The following is a 15,250-nucleotide window of genomic DNA, read 5'->3' as shown; positions in this document are numbered from 1 at the left end:
CCAAGCCGTGATCTTGCCAAGTACCAGCCGGGCGGCACATGACGGGGCTTCCAGGAGGAGACCCCGATGACAGCCAGCCTGCCCGAGACCATGCGACAGATCCGCTTCACCGCTGCCGGCGGGCCGGATGTGCTGGCCCTGGAGACGGTGCCGCTGCCGCAGCCCGGGCCTGGCCAGGTGCTGATCGAGGTTGTCGCCGCCGGGATCAATCGGCCGGACATCCAGCAGCGCGAGGGCAAGTACCCGCCGCCGAAGGGCGCCACCGAGATCCCCGGCCTCGAGGTCGCCGGCCGCATCGTCGCCCTCGGTGAGGGCGTCTCCGGCGTCTCGGTCGGCGACGAGGTCTGCGCCCTGGTGATCAGCGGCGGCTACGCCGAGTTCGCCGTGGCCGAGATCGGCCAATGCCTGCCGAAGCCCGCGTCGCTCTCGCTGGTCGAGGCCGGGGGCCTGCCGGAGAACTACTTCACCGTCTACAGCACCGTGATCGAGCGCGGGCGGCTCAAGGCCGGCGAGTCTTTCCTCGTCCATGGCGGATCGAGCGGCATCGGATCGACCGCCATCCAGATCGCCAAGCATCACGGCGCCCGCGTCTTCGCCACCGCCGGCTCGGCCGAGAAGTGCGCCTTCTGCCGCGACCTCGGCGCCGAGGCGGCGATCAATTACCGCAAGGCCGACTTCGTCGAGGAGGTGAAGCGCCTCACCGACGGCAACGGCGTCGACGTCATCCTCGACATGGTCGGGGCGCCGTACCTCGCCAAGAACCTCTCGGCCCTGGCGATCGAGGGGCGCCTCGTGCAAATCGCCTTCATGCAGGGCTACAAGGTCGATGCCTTCAGCATGACCCCGATCATGATGAAGCGCCTGACCTTCACCGGCGCGACGCTCCGAGCCCGGCCGAAGGCCGAGAAGGCGGCGATTGCGGAAGGCCTTGCCCGGGACGTCTGGCCGCTGCTCGAAGCCGGGACGATCCGTCCGGTGATCCACGCCACCTTCCCGTTGGAGGAGGCCCGCAAGGCGCACGAACTGATGGAGTCGAGCGCCCATCTCGGCAAGATCATGCTGGTGACCGGCCGCTAGGTCGAACCTCGGCGGGAACTCCGCTCTCGACCGTCGCGTTTCAGACTCGAGCTAGAATCACGGGCAGGATTCACGGGAATCGGTGCTCGGGTCGAAACATCGGTCTTCAGGACCGTACAAGCGAGGATCGCATGGCAGAGAATCTACACGGTCAGGAAGCCCGGCAGGGCAAGCGCGGCAAGCCTGTGCTCTACGTTCTCGTGGCCAGCCTCGTGCTGCTCGCGATCGCCATCACCGGCCTGATGACCTGGCAGGGCGCGAACTCGCCCAAGGACTACGCCAGCCAGAGCCAGGACGCCTCCCGCCAGGAAGTGACGGGGTCCGTGAAGGGTTCGTCGAACGCGACGTCGTCGTCGAACACCGGTTCGGTTCCGGCCGCGAACCCGGCCTATCCGAGCCCGGCCCAGCCGGCCGCGAACGGCAACAAGCAGTAAGTCTGAAGGTCGTCCGTGCCGGTCCGCCTCAGCGGGTCGGCACGGGCGTTTCGCCGCGATAATCGTAGAAGCCGCGCTTGGACTTGCGGCCGAGCCAGCCGGCTTCGACGTATTTCACGAGCAGCGGACAGGGCCGATACTTCGAATCCGCCAGTCCCTCGTAGAGCACCTGCATCACGGACAGGCAGGTATCGAGACCGATGAAGTCGGCCAGCTGCAGGGGCCCCATCGGGTGGTTCGCCCCGAGCTTCATCGCGGTGTCGATCGATTCCACCGAACCGACGCCCTCGTAGAGCGTGTAGATCGCCTCGTTGATCATCGGCAGCAGGATGCGGTTGACGATGAAGGCCGGGAAATCTTCCGACATCGTCGACGTCTTGCCGAGCTTGGCGATGAAGGCCTTGGCCGATTCGTAGGTCGGGTCTTCCGTGGCGATGCCGCGGATCAGCTCGACGAGCTGCATCACCGGCACTGGATTCATGAAGTGGATGCCGATGAAGCGCTCCGGCCGATCGGTCGAGGCGGCGAGTCGCGTGATCGAGATGGACGATGTGTTGGTGGCGATCAGGGCATCGGGTTTCAACGACGCGCAGAGCGTGCTGAAGATCTGGCGCTTGGTCGATTCGTCTTCGGTGGCCGCCTCGATGACGAGGTCGCAGGGCGCAAGGTCGTCGAAGCTCTCCGCTGCCACGATCCGCGAGACCGCGCTGCGGCGCTGATCGTCCGCGATGGTGCCCTTGGCCACCTGACGGGCGAGATTGCCGTCCACGGTGGCGAGGCCGTTGTGGATGCGGGCCGGGTCGCGGTCGTTCAGGCGGACGTCGAGCCCCGCCATCGCGCAGACATGCGCGATACCGCTGCCCATCTGCCCGGCGCCGATGATGCCGACCGTCCTGATATCGATGCCCATCGTCTGCACTCGCACCCCTGGGTCGTCCCGCCGTCGCGGTCCGGGTCCCGCCCGGCCGCCGAGGACGCCCGTCTCGCTTATAACGTTTCGCGGCAGCAGCGTCCTAGAGCATTTCCACGCTGGAAGGCCATCCGTACCGGGCGATCGGTGCGCGCGCGGCGCGCACCGGCCGGACGTGCCTGTTCCGCCTCAGCTCTTCGCCTTGGCGATTTCGGCCTGCAGCTCGGGGACGATCTGGAACAGGTCGCCCACGAGGCCGTAATCCGCCACCTGGAAGATCGGTGCGTCCTCGTCCTTGTTGATGGCGACGATGACCTTCGAGTCCTTCATGCCGGCGAGGTGCTGGATCGCGCCCGAGATGCCCACCGCGACGTAGAGCTCCGGTGCCACCACCTTGCCGGTCTGCCCGACCTGCCAGTCGTTCGGGGCGTAGCCGGCATCGACGGCGGCGCGGGAGGCGCCCACGGCGGCACCGAGGCTGTCGGCCAGGGGCTCAATCAGCTCCTTGAACTTGTCCGAGGAGCCCAGCGAGCGGCCGCCGGACACGATGATCTTAGCTGCGGCCAGCTCGGGACGGTCGGACTTGGCGATCTCTTCGCCCTTGAAGCTCGACTTGCCCGAGGAGGCGGCCGCCTGGACCGGCTCGATCGGGGCGGCCGCACCGCCCTCGCCGGCGGGCTTGAAGGCTGCCATGCGGACGGTGATCACCTTCTTGCCGGCACCGGCCTGCACGGTTTGGATCGCGTTGCCGGCGTAGATCGGACGCTCGAAGGTGTCGGGGGAGACCACGCTGATGATGTCGGAGATCTGCGCCACGTCGAGGAGGGCGGCCACCCGCGGCAGCACGTTCTTGCCGGTGGTGGAGGCCGCCGCGACGACGTTGTCGTAGGGCTCCGCCAGGGCGACGAGCAGCGCGGCCGTCGGCTCGGCGAGGAGGTGGTTGTAGGTGGCGTCCTCGGCCAGCAGCACCTTCTCGATCCCGTCGAGCTTGGCGGCGGCTTCGGCGGCGGGGCGGCTGCCGGCGCCGGCCACGAGGGCGTGCACGGGTCCGCCCAGGGCGACGGCGGCCGTCAGAGCCTTCAGGCTCGCGTCGCGGACCGCGCCGTTGTCGTGCTCGATGAGGAGTAGGGTGGCCATGGTGTGCGAACCTCGAAATCGATCAGCAGGAGGGTCCCGGACCCCGTCTCACCCGCCGCGTCGGCGCGGCGGGGTCTTGAAGCCATCGGCGGGGCGGGGTCTCAGAGAACCCCGGCCTCGCCCTTCAGCTTCTGCACGAGTTCGGCCGGGGACCCGACCTTGATGCCGGCCTTGCGCCCGGCGGGCTCCACGGTCTTGAGCACGGTGACCCGCGGGGTCACATCGACGCCCAGGGCATCGGGGGCCAGCTCCTCGAGGGGCTTCTTCTTCGCCTTCATGATGTTGGGCAGCGAGGCGTAGCGCGGCTCGTTGAGGCGCAGGTCGGTGGTGACGATGGCCGGCAGGGTCAGGGTCACGGTCTGGAGGCCGCCATCGATCTCGCGGGTGACGTCGATCGCGCCCTCGCCGAATTCGAGCTTGAAGGCGAAAGTACCCTGGGGCCAGTCGAGGAGGGCCGCCAGCATCTGGCCGGTCTGGTTCGAATCGTCGTCGATGGCCTGCTTGCCGAGGATGACGAGGCCGGGGGCCTCCTTCTCGACCAGGGCCTTCAGGATCTTGGCCACCGCCAGCGGCTCGACCACGCCGTCGGTCTTCACCAGGATCGCCCGGTCGGCGCCCATGGCGAGGGCGGTCCGAAGAGTCTCCTGCGCCTGCTGCGGACCGATCGAGACGGCGACGATCTCGGTGACCTTGCCCTTCTCCTTCAGGCGAATCGCCTCCTCGACGGCGATCTCGTCAAAGGGGTTCATGGACATCTTGACGTTGGCGAGGTCCACGCCCGAACCGTCGGCCTTGACCCGGATCTTAACGTTGTAGTCGACGACCCGCTTGACGGGCACCAGAACCTTCATGGCGTTCACAATCCTCCGCGCGGATAATGTTTTTCGACCAGGCCGGCGCGGCGCGCAAAGGACCTCCGGGAAACCCGGATGTCCAGAACCCTGGTCATTGAGGCGGCGGACCGTAACGGCCTCATTTCCGCCTTGTCAACGCGCCCCGCCGCCGCCCGCCCCGGCGAGTGCCGTCCGGCGCTGCGGACCGGCCGCACGGCCCCGGGTTCGCAGCTGCGTGGTATTCCGAATGCCTGGCTCTCAGCGATTTTTGCCCGGCACCCAGAGCACGTCGTCGGCTCCGTTGGCATTGGCGGTCCGGCTCGCCACGAACAGGAAGTCCGAGAGCCGGTTCAGGTATTGCAGGGCTTCCGGCGAGACGATCTCGCCCTCGGTGGCGGCCAGGGCCACCGCCAGGCGCTCGGCCCGCCGACACACCGTCCGGGCAAGATGCAGAGCGGCCGAGGCCGGCGATCCCCCGGGCAGCACGAAGGACTTCAGGGGCGAGAGGTCAGCATTCAGCGCGTCGATGTCGCGCTCGACCCGCTGCACCTGCGCGGCGACGATCCGCAGCGGCTCGTATTTCGGCGGCTCGGCGCTTTCCGGGGTTGCGAGGTCCGCGCCGAGGTCGAACAAGTCGTTTTGGATCGCGCTCAGCATGGCGTCGAGGCGCGGTTCGGCATGCAGCCGCACGAGGCCGATGCAGGCATTGGTCTCGTCGACGGTGCCGTAGGTCTCGATCCGCAGATCCGCCTTCGAGCGCCGTTCGCCGCTGGCGAGGGCGGTCGAGCCCTTGTCGCCGGTTCGGGTGTAGATGCGGTTGAGGGTGACCACGATGGCGTCCGATCCTGAGCGGGGCTGGCAAGTGAGGCCTGCAGGAGCGGGAACCTAGCGCAGTTTGCCGCCGCTGGGAGTCGCTGAATCGGAACGATAAGGGCCGGCCCCGCATCGGCGGAACCGGCCCTTGAGGCTCATGGTAAATGCGAGCGCGGCGAACTCAGAAGGTGTAGCCGAGCTTGCCGCCGAAATTGGTCAGGCCGCGGTTGTTCGCACAGAGGCCGGCATTCGACATGTGCTCGACGGTGGCCATGATGCTCCAGTGCTCGGTGAGCCGGAAGCCGAGGGCGGCCGCCTCGCGGAAGAGCGGATTGCAGCCCAGCGTGTTGAACCCGGCCGGGGCGGTCGGCTTCGGGCCCGTGTAGCCGTTATGGGCGCCGGCGCCGAAGAAGCCTTCGAGGAAGACGATGTTGTTCAGGGTCTGCGGGAAGAGATCCACGGTCCAGGTCGCGCCGATATAGGCGTAGCTGGTGCGGCCGCCGAAGTTGTAGCTGCCGCCGACGGTGGCCCGGGGCACGAAGGCCTGCCAGAACGGATCGACGCTCACCAGCGGCTTGGAGAACAGAATCTCGCCGTTGATGTTGCTGGTGTTGTGCTCGGCACTGCCGGGATCCTGCACGGCGCCGCCGATGCGGACCTCGGAGACGATGCTCAGGGGCTTCACAGGGCTGACATAGGCGGCCGGCGGCGCGGACGGGAAGTCGGCGGCCTGGACCGGCATGGCCGTGGCGAGCACGGCGGCGGCAGCGGCGAGGCGAAGCGGGTGGGACTGCATCGGGATGGTTCCGGGTTGACCGAACGTGTCTAGCATGCCCGCTCACGGCATCGGCAGGGATCGCACGTCGCGGGGCGGCGATAGCTGTGCGGTGAGACCTCCCGGCCACACTCGCTCCGTTCGGGCGCTCAGCCCGCCGGAGGGGGCGCCAGCGCCCCGGTCACGCACCGATCTCAGGACGCGACGGCGCCCCGCGCGACGGGGTCAGGCCGAGCGCCACCAGACCACGCCCATGATGAAGATGATCGCCAGGAACTGCAGCAGAACGCGCAGGCGCATGAGCTTCTGCGAGAGGTTGGCGCTGCCCCCGCGCATCATGTTGAACAGGCCGAGGACCAGGACCACCGCCACCGCGACGCAGGCGAGGAGCACGAGAGAATTGGAGGAGATCACGGCGTCAGGTCTCGTGGCTGTCGGGTCAGGAATTATCGCTCCCCATATGGGCCCCTCCGGGGGAGGAGCCCAGGGGGCGGTTCGATGCGTCAATTGCGGCGCAGCAGACGCTCGAAGTAGTCGAGCTCCTCGCGCGGGCGGCTCGGGTCGCCGAGCTTGCGCCGCAGCTCCTCCATGATGCGGCGGGTGCGCTGCACGGTGGATTCGTCGGCCGTCGGCACGCGGGCATTGCCGTTGGTCATGTCGCGGCCCTTGGTGGGTCGGCCGAGGGGATCGTCGTCGCGGTTGCCGGCCTGGCCCTGCTGGCTCGGCTTCTCGCCACCCTCGCCCTCGCCTTTCCCGTCGCCTTCCCCCTCGCCCTCGGCCATCTCCTGCATCTGCTTCTGCATGCCTTCGGCGCCGCGCTTGAGTCCGTCCAGGGCCCGGCCCTGGGCCTCGACCGCGTCGCCGTCCTTGCCCTGGCCGAGGGCACCCTCGGCCTCGCGCATGGCCTCCTCGGCATCGGACAGGCCGTCCTCGCCCTGCATGCCGAGGTCCTTCATGCGGCGCTGCAGATCGTCCAGGCGCTCGCGAAGGGCCTGCTGGCGCTGACCGGCGCCGCCCTTCTGGCCCTCGCCCTTCTGACCCTGCTGTCCTTGTCCTTGCTGTCCTTGGCCCTGCTGTCCCTGTTGACCCTTCTGGCCTTCGCCCTGCTGGCCCGGCTGCCCGCGCTGCGGGCGCTGACCCCGCTGACCCTGGCCCTGCTGGCCGCGCTTGTCCTGGCCGTCCTTGAAGGTCTCGTCGCGCAGGTCCTGCTGCTCGCGGGAGAGCTTGTCGAGCTCGTCGGCCTGCTTGCTCATCTCGCGGCTGTTGGGGTCGGACTTGCCGCCGGGCTCCGCGGTCTGGAGATTCTCGAGGATCTCGCGGAGCTGGTCGAGGAGTCGCTGCGCCTCGGCGGTGTCGCCGCGCTTCATGGCTTCGGCCATGTCGTTCAGCATCTTGTCGAGGTCGTCCGGCGTCACCGTCTTGGCGTTCGCGTTCGGCGGGCTTTTCTCGGCCTGGGGCTTGCCGTCCTTGCGCTGGCGCTCGGCCATGCCCTTCATGAACTTGTCGAGGGCCTGTTTGAGGTCCTCCGTGAGCTTCTTGATCTCCTCGTCGGGCGCGTTGCGCTCAATCGCCTGCTTGAGGTTGTCCTGGGCGGCGCGGAGGCTCTTCTCCGCATCCGAGAGGTCGCCGTCCTCGATCTTCAGGGCCATCTCCCAGAGGAGGTCGGCCACCGCCATCAGGGCCTCGTCGCTCCGCGCGGCCTTCAGCCGACGCGAGGCGGCCTTGAGCCCGAGGTAGACGCTGGCCTGGGGCGTGAAGGTGTCGGGCGCGATGAGCAGTGCGTCGACGGCGGTCTGGACCCGGACGCGGCTGTCGTCGGGCGCGGTGATCAGGCGCCGGCGCTCCTCGGCCAGGGCGCGGGCCAGGGGTTGGGTGAAGACCCGCGCGGGCAGCGTCACCTCGGAGGTGGGCGTACGCCCCTCCTGACCGGCCTCGTCCTTCACCACCAGGGTCAGGCGCACGCGCGCGCCGGACCACGGATTGTCGGTGAGATCGACCAGGGTCTTGGTATCGCGCTCGCCGGTGGCGTCCGCCGGCAGGGCCAGGGCGATCCGCGGCGGCGGCACCAGGGCGCGGGTGTTGGCCAGGGGTTCCACCACCCCCTCGGCGGAGGCGATGCCGTAATCGTCCTTGGCGCGGTAGGTCAGGTTGAAGGTCCCGCGCGCGTTCACCTCAAGGGCACCGATGCGCTCCACCTCGGGGGGCGTGTCGGGAATCGTCTCGACCAGGAGGTGCTGCGTCGTGCCGCCCGCCGCGACGGTGAGGTCGGCGACACCGCCGGTGAGCTGGAACCGGTCCTCGCGCAGGTCCGCATGGGGCGGCTTGCCGGGCAGCGGCTTCAGACCGGCCTTCGGCGTCAGGACCGCCTCGCCCTGGCCGGCGATCCGGACGATCAGGGTCGCGTTCACCGGCGCGCGCAGGCGCTGCTGCTCGCCGTTCATCGTCACGACCAGGGGCGGCAGGCGGGTGTAGACGGGCGGATCGATCCAGCCGTCGACCCGGAAGGTCGGGCCGGGCGGTGGCGGCGCCTGCCAGTCGAAGGCGCCGAGGATGCGGGAGCGCCACTCGGCACCGGCCACGAACAGGCTCGCCACGGCCGCGACGATCAGGCCGGCCCGCAAGGCGAAGGGATCGCGCCGTGCCATGGCGGGCCGGGGCGGCGGCGGCTTCAGCCCGGCTACGGCCTCGGCCGCACGCGCCTGATGCAGCGCCCAGAGGGCGCGGGTCGCCGGGTCGGCGGTGCCGACCGCGAGGGTGTCCTCGATGGAGGAGGCGGGATTATGAGACAGCGTCCCGCCCCTGGCGGTGGCCGCGCGGTCGATCCGCGCGAGGGCCTCGCGGCGGGTGTCGCGCCGCAGGCCGGTCAGCGGCAGGAGCGCGGCGACGAACGCCAGGGCGAAGAGCAGAAGGCCAACGATCCGGCCCAGGGGCGGCAGGTCGAGCCAGAGCCCGAGCCAGGACAAGGCGAGGAAAGCCAGGATCAGCCCGAGGCCACGCCACAGGATCGGCCAGGCCCGCTCCCAGAGGCCGGCCGCCTGCGAGCGGGTGACCAGCCGGTCAAGCCGCTGGCGCAGCACCGGACCGCCGGTGCCCTGCTCTGGCCCGCTGCTCGTGGAGGTCGCCGGGTCGGCCTCGCCCATCGTGTCTGGCTCCTCGCGCGTCGCATCGGCGTCGCGCCTTCCCCGCAAGGCTAGCATGGTGGAGGCGCCGCGCGACGGGGTCAAATCATCCCAGGTGGCGGGGAAGGGCGCCGAGCCAATCCCGTCCGCGATCTGAACCCTCGGCGTCTCTCGCGTGTTGCCGCCTCGCGTTCAATGCGTGAGAAGGATGCCCGCCATGGTCGATGTGAAGCCCCTCGTCGAGGCTCTGGTGCATGCGCGCCGCGGCCGTCTGGCCGCCGGTGCGGCCCTCGGCGGCCTCGCCCTGGTGGCGGGCCTCGCCGCCCGGGCCCTGCGCACGCCGACCACGCCTGAGGGGGCCGCTGCGCCGGCCGCGCCCGCCGTCGGCGAGGACGAGGCCCGGCTCATGCTCCGCGCCATGGTGGCGGCGACCCAGGCCGACGGGATGATCGACAAGGACGAGCGACAGCGCCTCGATGCGGCGGTCCAGGCTTCCGGCCTCGCCAGGGACGGGGCCGCCTGGTTGGAGGCGGAGATCGCCGATCCGGCCGACCTCGACACCATCGCGGATGCGGTGAACACGCCCGAGCAGGCGACGCGGATCTATTCGGCGGTGCGCCTCTCCGTCCTGGCGGATACGCTGCAGGAGCGCGAATTTCTCAAGCGCCTCGCCGAGGCCCTGGACGTTCCGGGCGAGGCGGTCGACCGGATCGAGGGCGAACTCGCCGCCTGACGCTCAGGCCTGCGGGCTCAGCCAGTCCGGCATCCGGTCGAGGGCGATCAGGTCCTCGTAGCTCTGGCGCGGACGCACGATGGCGGCGTCCGCGCCGCGCACCAGCACCTCCGGCACGAGGAGGCGGGAATTGTAGGTGCCGGCCTGCACCGCCCCATAGGCGCCGGCGCTCATCACGGCGATGAGGTCGCCCGGGGCGACCTCGGGCATCTCCCGGGCGAGGGCGATGTAATCGCCGCTCTCGCAGACCGGCCCCACCACGTCGGCCACGAGGCGCGGCGTCTCGGCCGTGGGTTCCCGAACCGGCCGCAGGCCGTGATACGCCTCGTACAGGGTCGGGCGTATCAGGTCGTTCATCGCCGCATCGACGATGACGAAGGTCCGCCCCTCGGTGCGCTTCACGTAGATCACGCGGGTGACCAGGATGCCGGCATTGCCGGCGATCATCCGGCCGATCTCGAAGACCGGACGCAGGCCCAGGGGCGCGAAATGCGGACGCAGGATCGCCGACAGGGCCGCCGGCTCTGGCGGCGGCGCGTTGTCGTCGCGGTAGGGGATGCCGAGGCCGCCGCCGAAATCGATGTGGTGGAGCGGATGCCCCTCCTCCATCAGGTCGCGGGCCAGGCCGGCCAGGAGGCCGGCGGCGTGGTCGAAGGGAGCCAGGTCGGTGATCTGGCTGCCGATATGCATGTCGACGCCGGAAATCGCGAGGCCCGGCAGGGTCGCCGCGTGGGCGTAGACCGCCCGGGCCCGGCTGATCGGGATGCCGAACTTGTTCTCGGACTTGCCGGTCGAGATCTTGGCGTGAGTGCCGGCATCGACGTCGGGATTGACCCGGATGGAGATCGGCGCCGTCAAACCGAGGCTCGATGCCACCGCGGAGAGCTGGGCCAGTTCCGGCTCGCTCTCGACGTTGAAGCAGAAGATGCGGGCCTTCAGGGCGGCAGCCATCTCGACCTGGGTCTTGCCGACGCCGGAGAAGACGATGCGCTGCGGATCGACGCCCGCCGCCAGCGCCCGGCGCAGCTCACCCTCGGAGACGATGTCCATGCCGGCCCCGAGGCGGGCCAGGGTGGCCAGCACGGCCTGGTTCGAATTCGCCTTCATGGCGAAGCACACGAGGGCGTCGTCCTCGCCGAAGGCCTTGGCGAAGACCGCGTAGTGGCGCTCCAGCGTCGCGGTCGCGTAGCAGTAGAACGGCGTCCCCACCGTCTCGGCGAGGGCGGTCAGGTCGACATCCTCCGCCTGGAGCCGACCGTCACGATAGTGGAAGTGATGCATCGGCCTGCCTGCGGGCATCCCGCCCGGGAATTGCGGGCCCCGCGCGCGGCGCGACCGGGCGGGCGCGCCTTCCCGCACGAAGCTGGGGAAAGGGCTCTGGTGATCCGCTTCTACAGCAGCGGGTCGAGCAGGAAAGGCTCCTTGGGCACGACGTAGCCGCGCTTGGCGCCGCGCGTCGTCTTCACCGGCGCCTCGGCGCCCGAGCCCGGCACCGCCAGGGTGTCGAGTTCGTCACCGGCGCGGACCGCATCCGGCTCCGGCGTCGCCGCTTCCCCGCCGAGGCCGACGCTCTGGGGCAGCGCGCGCGGGCTCGCGACGCCGGGCAGGCCGGGCCGCGCCACCGAGCGCGCGGCGGCGGTGCCGGGCGGCGGCTCGAGGGCGCCGCGCCGGCCACAGGCCGAAGCGGACAGCGCGATGAGGCCGATCGCGGCGATCGTCGGCAGGGGGCGGGAACGGAGGAACATCAACGCTTGCGGTCCGGAACGCGGTGGCGGACAGCATAGCCGCTGCGGCTCGGCGATGCGAGCGAAACGGCTACGCTGTCCCGCGCGGCGTCGGGTTGGGCTCAGCCCTTCTTCTTGCCGTCCGTCTTCTGGTAGACGTCGATGGCGCGACGGCAGTTCTCCGAGAGCTTGGTCCAGTTGGTCTGGAAGCACTTGTCGAGGGCCGGATCATCGGTGGCGAGGTTGCCACAATAGGTCAGGTAGTCGCCGGTGCAGTACTTCTTCAGGGTTTCATTGCCGCGCTTCGTCTGCGGGGCGGTCGTGGCCCCTTGCGGCTGCGCCGCGGGCTGAGCGATCGCCGGTGCGGTGGAGACCGTGGCGGCGAGGAGGAAGGCAAGCGACGTGAGCTTAAGGGCCATAGGGGGGCGCGGTCCGTCTCAAGAAACAGGGGAATGGGCGATCCGATGAAGCGCCGAGATGGTCGAAACATGGCGCGCGGATGGTCGCCGCGTGGTCAGGCCGCTTTCTACGCCGCGTTTTCCCGTCCGTGCAACGCCCGCGGCGTTTTCCCGCGCACATGACGCGCCGGGTTCGGCCCGCGAGCGGCATTCAGTTGGAGCCTGCCGGAATCGCGTACGCCGAGACGGGCGGAAGCCGGTCGCGCTGCATCAGGCTGTCGGCCACGTCGGAGATCCGGCGGCGCAGATCGGCGGCCTCGCCCTCGCGGCGCGCCATCACTTCGGCCAGGGCTGTCTCGGCCGCATTCAGGCTGGCCCTGAGGGTCTCGCGCTCGGCGACCAGGGCCGCGGTCAGGTCGGGGACCTCGGACCCGGTGGCGGCGGGAGCGCCGGCCGGGTCCGGCGGGACCTGGGCGGACCGCGCGGCGATGAGGTCGTCGAGCACCTCCTGGTGCGCCTGCTCGAGCACCTGCAGGGTGGCGAGGCCCAGCGCGGTCTCCTGGCGCGCCGCTTCCAGATCGCGCTCCACGCCGCCGAGGGTGGTGCGGGTCGCGGCCAGGGCGGCTTCGCGCTCGCTCAAGGTCGCGTCGCGGGCCTCGACCGTGCGGGTGAGGGCGGCGGCCTCCATGGTCCGGGCCCCGATGGCGGCGAGATCGGCGTGGCGATGGGCCTTCACGGCCTCGACCTGACGCTCCAGGCGGCGCTGGGCCACGGCGAACTGCGCCCGCAAATAGTCCTTCTCGGCGGCGACTTCCGAGAGCGAGAGGGGTAGGCGCGCCTCGATGCGGCGCTCCGACAGGCGGGCGGCCCGGGCATTCACGGCGGGCAGAAGCAACAGGGCGCACAGGCTCGCGGCCAGGAAGCCGAGCGCGAAGATCATCACGGTTTCGATCACGCGGAAACGCTCGCTCAACATGCCGTGGACGACAATGACGACGGAGCTGGCCGTCGACCCTCGTCGGCTTGTTTAGCCCATGTCCCCCCGGGATGGGCAAGACGCGCGGGGACACACCCCGGTCGTCCTGCGAATCAGAAGGGATTCCAGGTCGGCTTCGACGTGAACTTGAGATAGCCGATGTTGATGCCCAGCCGGGCGCCGACGCCGGTGCGGATCGGCACCACGACGATGTCGTCGGCGGTCACCGCCGTCATCCCGAAGCCGCCGACGAGGTAGGCGGAGCCGTCGACGCCGCCGAAGCGGCGGTAGAGGCCCGACACGGCCGGCAGGTTGTAGACCAGCATCATGGTGCGGTCGCCGTCGCCGCCGACGTCGAAGCCGATGGAGGGGCCCTGCCAGTAGATCCGCCGTTGCCCGGCATTGCGCGTGTAGAGCGTCCCCTCGCCGTAGCGAACGCCGCCCACGATGGCGCCGGAGGCTTCCTGGCCGAGGATGTAGCCGTTGGGCTCACCCCAGCGCCGGGTCGCCTCCTCCACCAGCTGCGCGAGGCCGCGCGACATCGAGCCGAAGAAGCGATGGCCGTTGTCGACCAGCTCCTCGGGACGGAACTTGCCGGGCGCTCCGTCGCTCACCGCGAGGGCGCGGGACGAGACGCCGAGGAGGAGGGCGCCCGCCAGCGCACCGACGACGGTGCGCCGGGTCGCAGGTGCGTGCGATGGGCGGGCGCGGACGGCCCGATGGTTCGACGTCATGCCTCGTCCCTCCTGTCTGCCGACATCCGCCCGAGGGCGCTATCGTCTTGCTAACCGAGACCGCGCTATGGACCGGGCTGTCATCCGAGAGACCGTTCCGGCCGGGGCCGGTGCGCCTCGATACGCGGCGATCATGATGCGAAACAAAGCAACATGTGGTTAACGCGCCGTCACCTGCTTCGCGTCGCCGCGGCCGGTGGGCTGCACGCCGCCGGCGCCCGCGCCACGACCCTGCCGCGCCTGCCCGCGGGCCGCATCGCCCTCGGGGGGTTCGATGCCGTCAGCTACTTCCTCGACGGTCCCGAAGCCGGCAGAGCCGCCTACGAGATCCTCTGGGACCGGCTGACGTGGCGCTTCGCGCGGGCGGCGAATCGGGAGGCCTTCCGCGGCGACCCTGCCGCCTACGCGCCACGCCTCTGCGGCTTCGATCCGATCGGCGTCCTCGCCGGCCGCCTCGTGGACGCCGATCCCCTGATCTATGCGCGCCTGCCCGGCCCGGACGGGATCGACCGGCTCTACCTCTGCCGCAGCGACGCGCACCGGTTGCGCCTCATCGCGGAGCCGCATCTCGCCGCCGAGGCGGAGCTGCGCTGGCCGACGCTGACGGATCAGATCGAGCGGGATTTCCCGGAATGAGGGCGCCCGGCGCTCAGATCCGGTGCGCGTCCTGCGGCGCGTGCCGGTCGGCGGGACGGGTGGACGGGCTGCGCTCGGGCAGGACGAGGTTGGCCGCATAGCTCGCGTCGCCCAGGGCGGCGAAGGGACCGTTGCGGTAGTTCCGCGTATAATGCCCGTAGGTCATCGGCCGGCCGGCCGGCGCCACGACGCAGCCACCCGCCACCGTGAGGATGTGGTCGCCGGCCGCCGTATCCCATTCCATGGTCGGACCGCAGCGGACGTAGATGTCGGCCTCGCCGGCGGCGATCAGGCAGAACTTCAGGGCGGAGGCCGCCGACCGGGTCGAGCCCACCCGGAGCGCGCCGAGGCAGGTCTCGGTCTCGATGTCGCCGTGCCGGTTGCTGCGCAGGGCCACCAGCCCCTGGTCCGGCCGCGGTCGCACCGCGATCGGCAGGCGCGCGCCGAGATGTCCGTTCCGGATCTCCGCTTCGAACGCCTGGCCGCCTGCGCCCCAGACCCGGCCGAGGCCGGGGGCGGCCAGAGCGGCCGCGATCGGACGGTCGCCCGCGATCAGCCCGATATTGACGCTGTACTCCGCGTTGCCGGCGAGAAAGTCCCGGGTGCCGTCGAGGGGATCCACCAGGAAGAACAACGGCGCCGGGGGCTGGTCGTAGGACGATTCCTCGGCGATCACGGGAATGCCCGGCCAAGCCCTGGCGAGTTCCGCGAGGATGAAGGCCTCGGATTCGGAATCCGCCTGGCTCGCCGGCGAACCGTCGGGCTTGAGCACGTGCGGGCAGTCGCCCCCGTGGTGCCGCTTCAGGATCTCGCCCGCCCGGCAGGCAATTTCCATCAGGGTCGCCGCAATACGGTCGCGCGTCGGCGCATCGATCGACATGATACCGGTCATGATGCCCGCGCCACCGGCCCTTGTCGACCCGGATCGCGATCCGTCCGGGTGCTTTTCAA

At 70.2% G+C, this 15,250-nt stretch carries 17 protein-coding genes; 4 read left to right on the top strand and 13 right to left on the bottom strand.

Going from position 1 to position 15,250, the window contains the following annotated elements; translation table 11 throughout:
- Positions 1 to 66 precede the first annotated feature (66 nt).
- Together ASF18_RS09690 and ASF18_RS09685 are read left to right on the top strand one after the other, a co-directional pair.
- On the top strand, positions 67 to 1,077 hold the full coding sequence (locus ASF18_RS09690; protein ID WP_056351111.1) for an NAD(P)H-quinone oxidoreductase: 1,011 nt from the start codon (positions 67 to 69) through the stop codon (positions 1,075 to 1,077).
- A 131-nt stretch (positions 1,078 to 1,208) separates the two neighbouring features.
- Complete coding sequence (locus ASF18_RS09685; protein ID WP_056222648.1) at positions 1,209 to 1,511, top strand: hypothetical protein; 303 nt, start codon at positions 1,209 to 1,211, stop codon at positions 1,509 to 1,511.
- 28 nt (positions 1,512 to 1,539) lie between these two features.
- On the opposite strand, the gene ASF18_RS09680 is transcribed toward ASF18_RS09685, so the two are convergent.
- From ASF18_RS09680 to ASF18_RS09650, 7 genes are all read right to left on the bottom strand, one after another.
- Positions 1,540 to 2,421: a 3-hydroxybutyryl-CoA dehydrogenase gene (locus tag ASF18_RS09680; RefSeq protein WP_056222980.1), complete on the bottom strand. Its 882-nt coding sequence runs from the start codon at positions 2,419 to 2,421 to the stop codon at positions 1,540 to 1,542.
- A gap of 189 nt (positions 2,422 to 2,610) precedes the next feature.
- Positions 2,611 to 3,558: an FAD-binding protein gene (locus tag ASF18_RS09675; protein ID WP_056351109.1), complete on the bottom strand. Its 948-nt coding sequence runs from the start codon at positions 3,556 to 3,558 to the stop codon at positions 2,611 to 2,613.
- 101 nt (positions 3,559 to 3,659) lie between these two features.
- Entirely contained in the window at positions 3,660 to 4,409 is a 750-nt protein-coding gene (locus ASF18_RS09670) for an electron transfer flavoprotein subunit beta/FixA family protein (RefSeq protein ID WP_056274741.1), read from the bottom strand.
- A gap of 240 nt (positions 4,410 to 4,649) precedes the next feature.
- Positions 4,650 to 5,222 carry a cob(I)yrinic acid a,c-diamide adenosyltransferase gene (locus ASF18_RS09665; RefSeq protein WP_056351107.1) on the bottom strand — a complete coding sequence of 191 codons (573 nt, stop codon included), beginning with the start codon at positions 5,220 to 5,222 and terminating at the stop codon, positions 4,650 to 4,652.
- A 163-nt stretch (positions 5,223 to 5,385) separates the two neighbouring features.
- Complete coding sequence (locus ASF18_RS09660; RefSeq protein ID WP_244472653.1) at positions 5,386 to 5,946, bottom strand: acyloxyacyl hydrolase; 561 nt, start codon at positions 5,944 to 5,946, stop codon at positions 5,386 to 5,388.
- Positions 5,947 to 6,204: 258 nt separating this feature from the next.
- Complete coding sequence (locus tag ASF18_RS09655) at positions 6,205 to 6,390, bottom strand: twin transmembrane helix small protein (RefSeq protein WP_056351237.1); 186 nt, start codon at positions 6,388 to 6,390, stop codon at positions 6,205 to 6,207.
- 92 nt (positions 6,391 to 6,482) lie between these two features.
- On the bottom strand, positions 6,483 to 9,119 hold the full coding sequence (locus tag ASF18_RS09650; RefSeq protein ID WP_056351105.1) for a TIGR02302 family protein: 2,637 nt from the start codon (positions 9,117 to 9,119) through the stop codon (positions 6,483 to 6,485).
- A 196-nt stretch (positions 9,120 to 9,315) separates the two neighbouring features.
- On the opposite strand from ASF18_RS09650, the gene ASF18_RS09645 reads away from it, so the two are divergent.
- On the top strand, positions 9,316 to 9,831 hold the full coding sequence (locus ASF18_RS09645; RefSeq protein ID WP_056351104.1) for a DUF533 domain-containing protein: 516 nt from the start codon (positions 9,316 to 9,318) through the stop codon (positions 9,829 to 9,831).
- Positions 9,832 to 9,834: 3 nt separating this feature from the next.
- Here the strand turns inward: ASF18_RS09645 and lysA are convergent, their stop codons facing one another.
- The 5 genes from lysA to ASF18_RS09620 all read right to left on the bottom strand — a co-directional run bounded on the left by lysA (position 9,835) and on the right by ASF18_RS09620 (position 13,663).
- Complete coding sequence (lysA, locus tag ASF18_RS09640) at positions 9,835 to 11,112, bottom strand: diaminopimelate decarboxylase (RefSeq protein ID WP_056351102.1); 1,278 nt, start codon at positions 11,110 to 11,112, stop codon at positions 9,835 to 9,837.
- 110 nt (positions 11,113 to 11,222) lie between these two features.
- A complete protein-coding gene (locus ASF18_RS09635; RefSeq protein ID WP_056274735.1) occupies positions 11,223 to 11,576 on the bottom strand; it encodes a hypothetical protein in 354 nt (117 codons plus the stop codon).
- A 101-nt stretch (positions 11,577 to 11,677) separates the two neighbouring features.
- Positions 11,678 to 11,974 (bottom strand): hypothetical protein, encoded by a 297-nt coding sequence (locus ASF18_RS09630; protein WP_056222617.1) that lies wholly within the window; start codon positions 11,972 to 11,974, stop codon positions 11,678 to 11,680.
- Positions 11,975 to 12,164: 190 nt separating this feature from the next.
- Positions 12,165 to 12,908, bottom strand: a complete 744-nt coding sequence (locus ASF18_RS09625) for a hypothetical protein (RefSeq protein ID WP_056351235.1) — start codon at positions 12,906 to 12,908, stop codon at positions 12,165 to 12,167.
- 134 nt (positions 12,909 to 13,042) lie between these two features.
- Positions 13,043 to 13,663, bottom strand: a complete 621-nt coding sequence (locus ASF18_RS09620; RefSeq protein WP_082487359.1) for a DUF1134 domain-containing protein — start codon at positions 13,661 to 13,663, stop codon at positions 13,043 to 13,045.
- Between the two features lie 153 nt (positions 13,664 to 13,816).
- Between ASF18_RS09620 and ASF18_RS09615 the strand changes: the two genes are divergently transcribed.
- The gene (locus tag ASF18_RS09615; protein ID WP_056351100.1) at positions 13,817 to 14,299 is read left to right on the top strand and encodes a hypothetical protein; all 483 of its coding nucleotides are present in this window, start codon (positions 13,817 to 13,819) and stop codon (positions 14,297 to 14,299) included.
- A 13-nt stretch (positions 14,300 to 14,312) separates the two neighbouring features.
- Here the strand turns inward: ASF18_RS09615 and ASF18_RS09610 are convergent, their stop codons facing one another.
- A complete protein-coding gene (locus tag ASF18_RS09610; RefSeq protein WP_082487371.1) occupies positions 14,313 to 15,179 on the bottom strand; it encodes a 3'(2'),5'-bisphosphate nucleotidase CysQ in 867 nt (288 codons plus the stop codon).
- Positions 15,180 to 15,250 lie beyond the last annotated feature (71 nt).

Origin of the sequence: Methylobacterium sp. Leaf89 (genome assembly GCF_001422215.1) — a bacterium.
GTDB lineage: Bacteria > Pseudomonadota > Alphaproteobacteria > Rhizobiales > Beijerinckiaceae > Methylobacterium.
This window is presented reverse-complemented; position numbering and strand designations above follow the sequence as displayed.

Bases quoted from the DNA above. Each gene is read 5' to 3' on its own strand.
- ASF18_RS09690 (WP_056351111.1), top strand. From the start codon at position 67: ATGACAGCCAGCCTGCCCGAGACCATGCGACAGATCCGCTTCACCGCT.
- ASF18_RS09685 (WP_056222648.1), top strand. From the start codon at position 1,209: ATGGCAGAGAATCTACACGGTCAGGAAGCCCGGCAGGGCAAGCGCGGC.
- ASF18_RS09680 (WP_056222980.1), bottom strand. From the start codon at position 2,421: ATGGGCATCGATATCAGGACGGTCGGCATCATCGGCGCCGGGCAGATG.
- ASF18_RS09675 (WP_056351109.1), bottom strand. From the start codon at position 3,558: ATGGCCACCCTACTCCTCATCGAGCACGACAACGGCGCGGTCCGCGAC.
- ASF18_RS09670 (WP_056274741.1), bottom strand. From the start codon at position 4,409: ATGAAGGTTCTGGTGCCCGTCAAGCGGGTCGTCGACTACAACGTTAAG.
- ASF18_RS09660 (WP_244472653.1), bottom strand. From the start codon at position 5,946: ATGCCGGTCCAGGCCGCCGACTTCCCGTCCGCGCCGCCGGCCGCCTAT.
- ASF18_RS09650 (WP_056351105.1), bottom strand. From the start codon at position 9,119: ATGGGCGAGGCCGACCCGGCGACCTCCACGAGCAGCGGGCCAGAGCAG.
- ASF18_RS09645 (WP_056351104.1), top strand. From the start codon at position 9,316: ATGGTCGATGTGAAGCCCCTCGTCGAGGCTCTGGTGCATGCGCGCCGC.
- lysA (WP_056351102.1), bottom strand. From the start codon at position 11,112: ATGCATCACTTCCACTATCGTGACGGTCGGCTCCAGGCGGAGGATGTC.
- ASF18_RS09635 (WP_056274735.1), bottom strand. From the start codon at position 11,576: ATGTTCCTCCGTTCCCGCCCCCTGCCGACGATCGCCGCGATCGGCCTC.
- ASF18_RS09630 (WP_056222617.1), bottom strand. From the start codon at position 11,974: ATGGCCCTTAAGCTCACGTCGCTTGCCTTCCTCCTCGCCGCCACGGTC.
- ASF18_RS09620 (WP_082487359.1), bottom strand. From the start codon at position 13,663: ATGACGTCGAACCATCGGGCCGTCCGCGCCCGCCCATCGCACGCACCT.
- ASF18_RS09615 (WP_056351100.1), top strand. From the start codon at position 13,817: ATGTGGTTAACGCGCCGTCACCTGCTTCGCGTCGCCGCGGCCGGTGGG.
- ASF18_RS09610 (WP_082487371.1), bottom strand. From the start codon at position 15,179: ATGTCGATCGATGCGCCGACGCGCGACCGTATTGCGGCGACCCTGATG.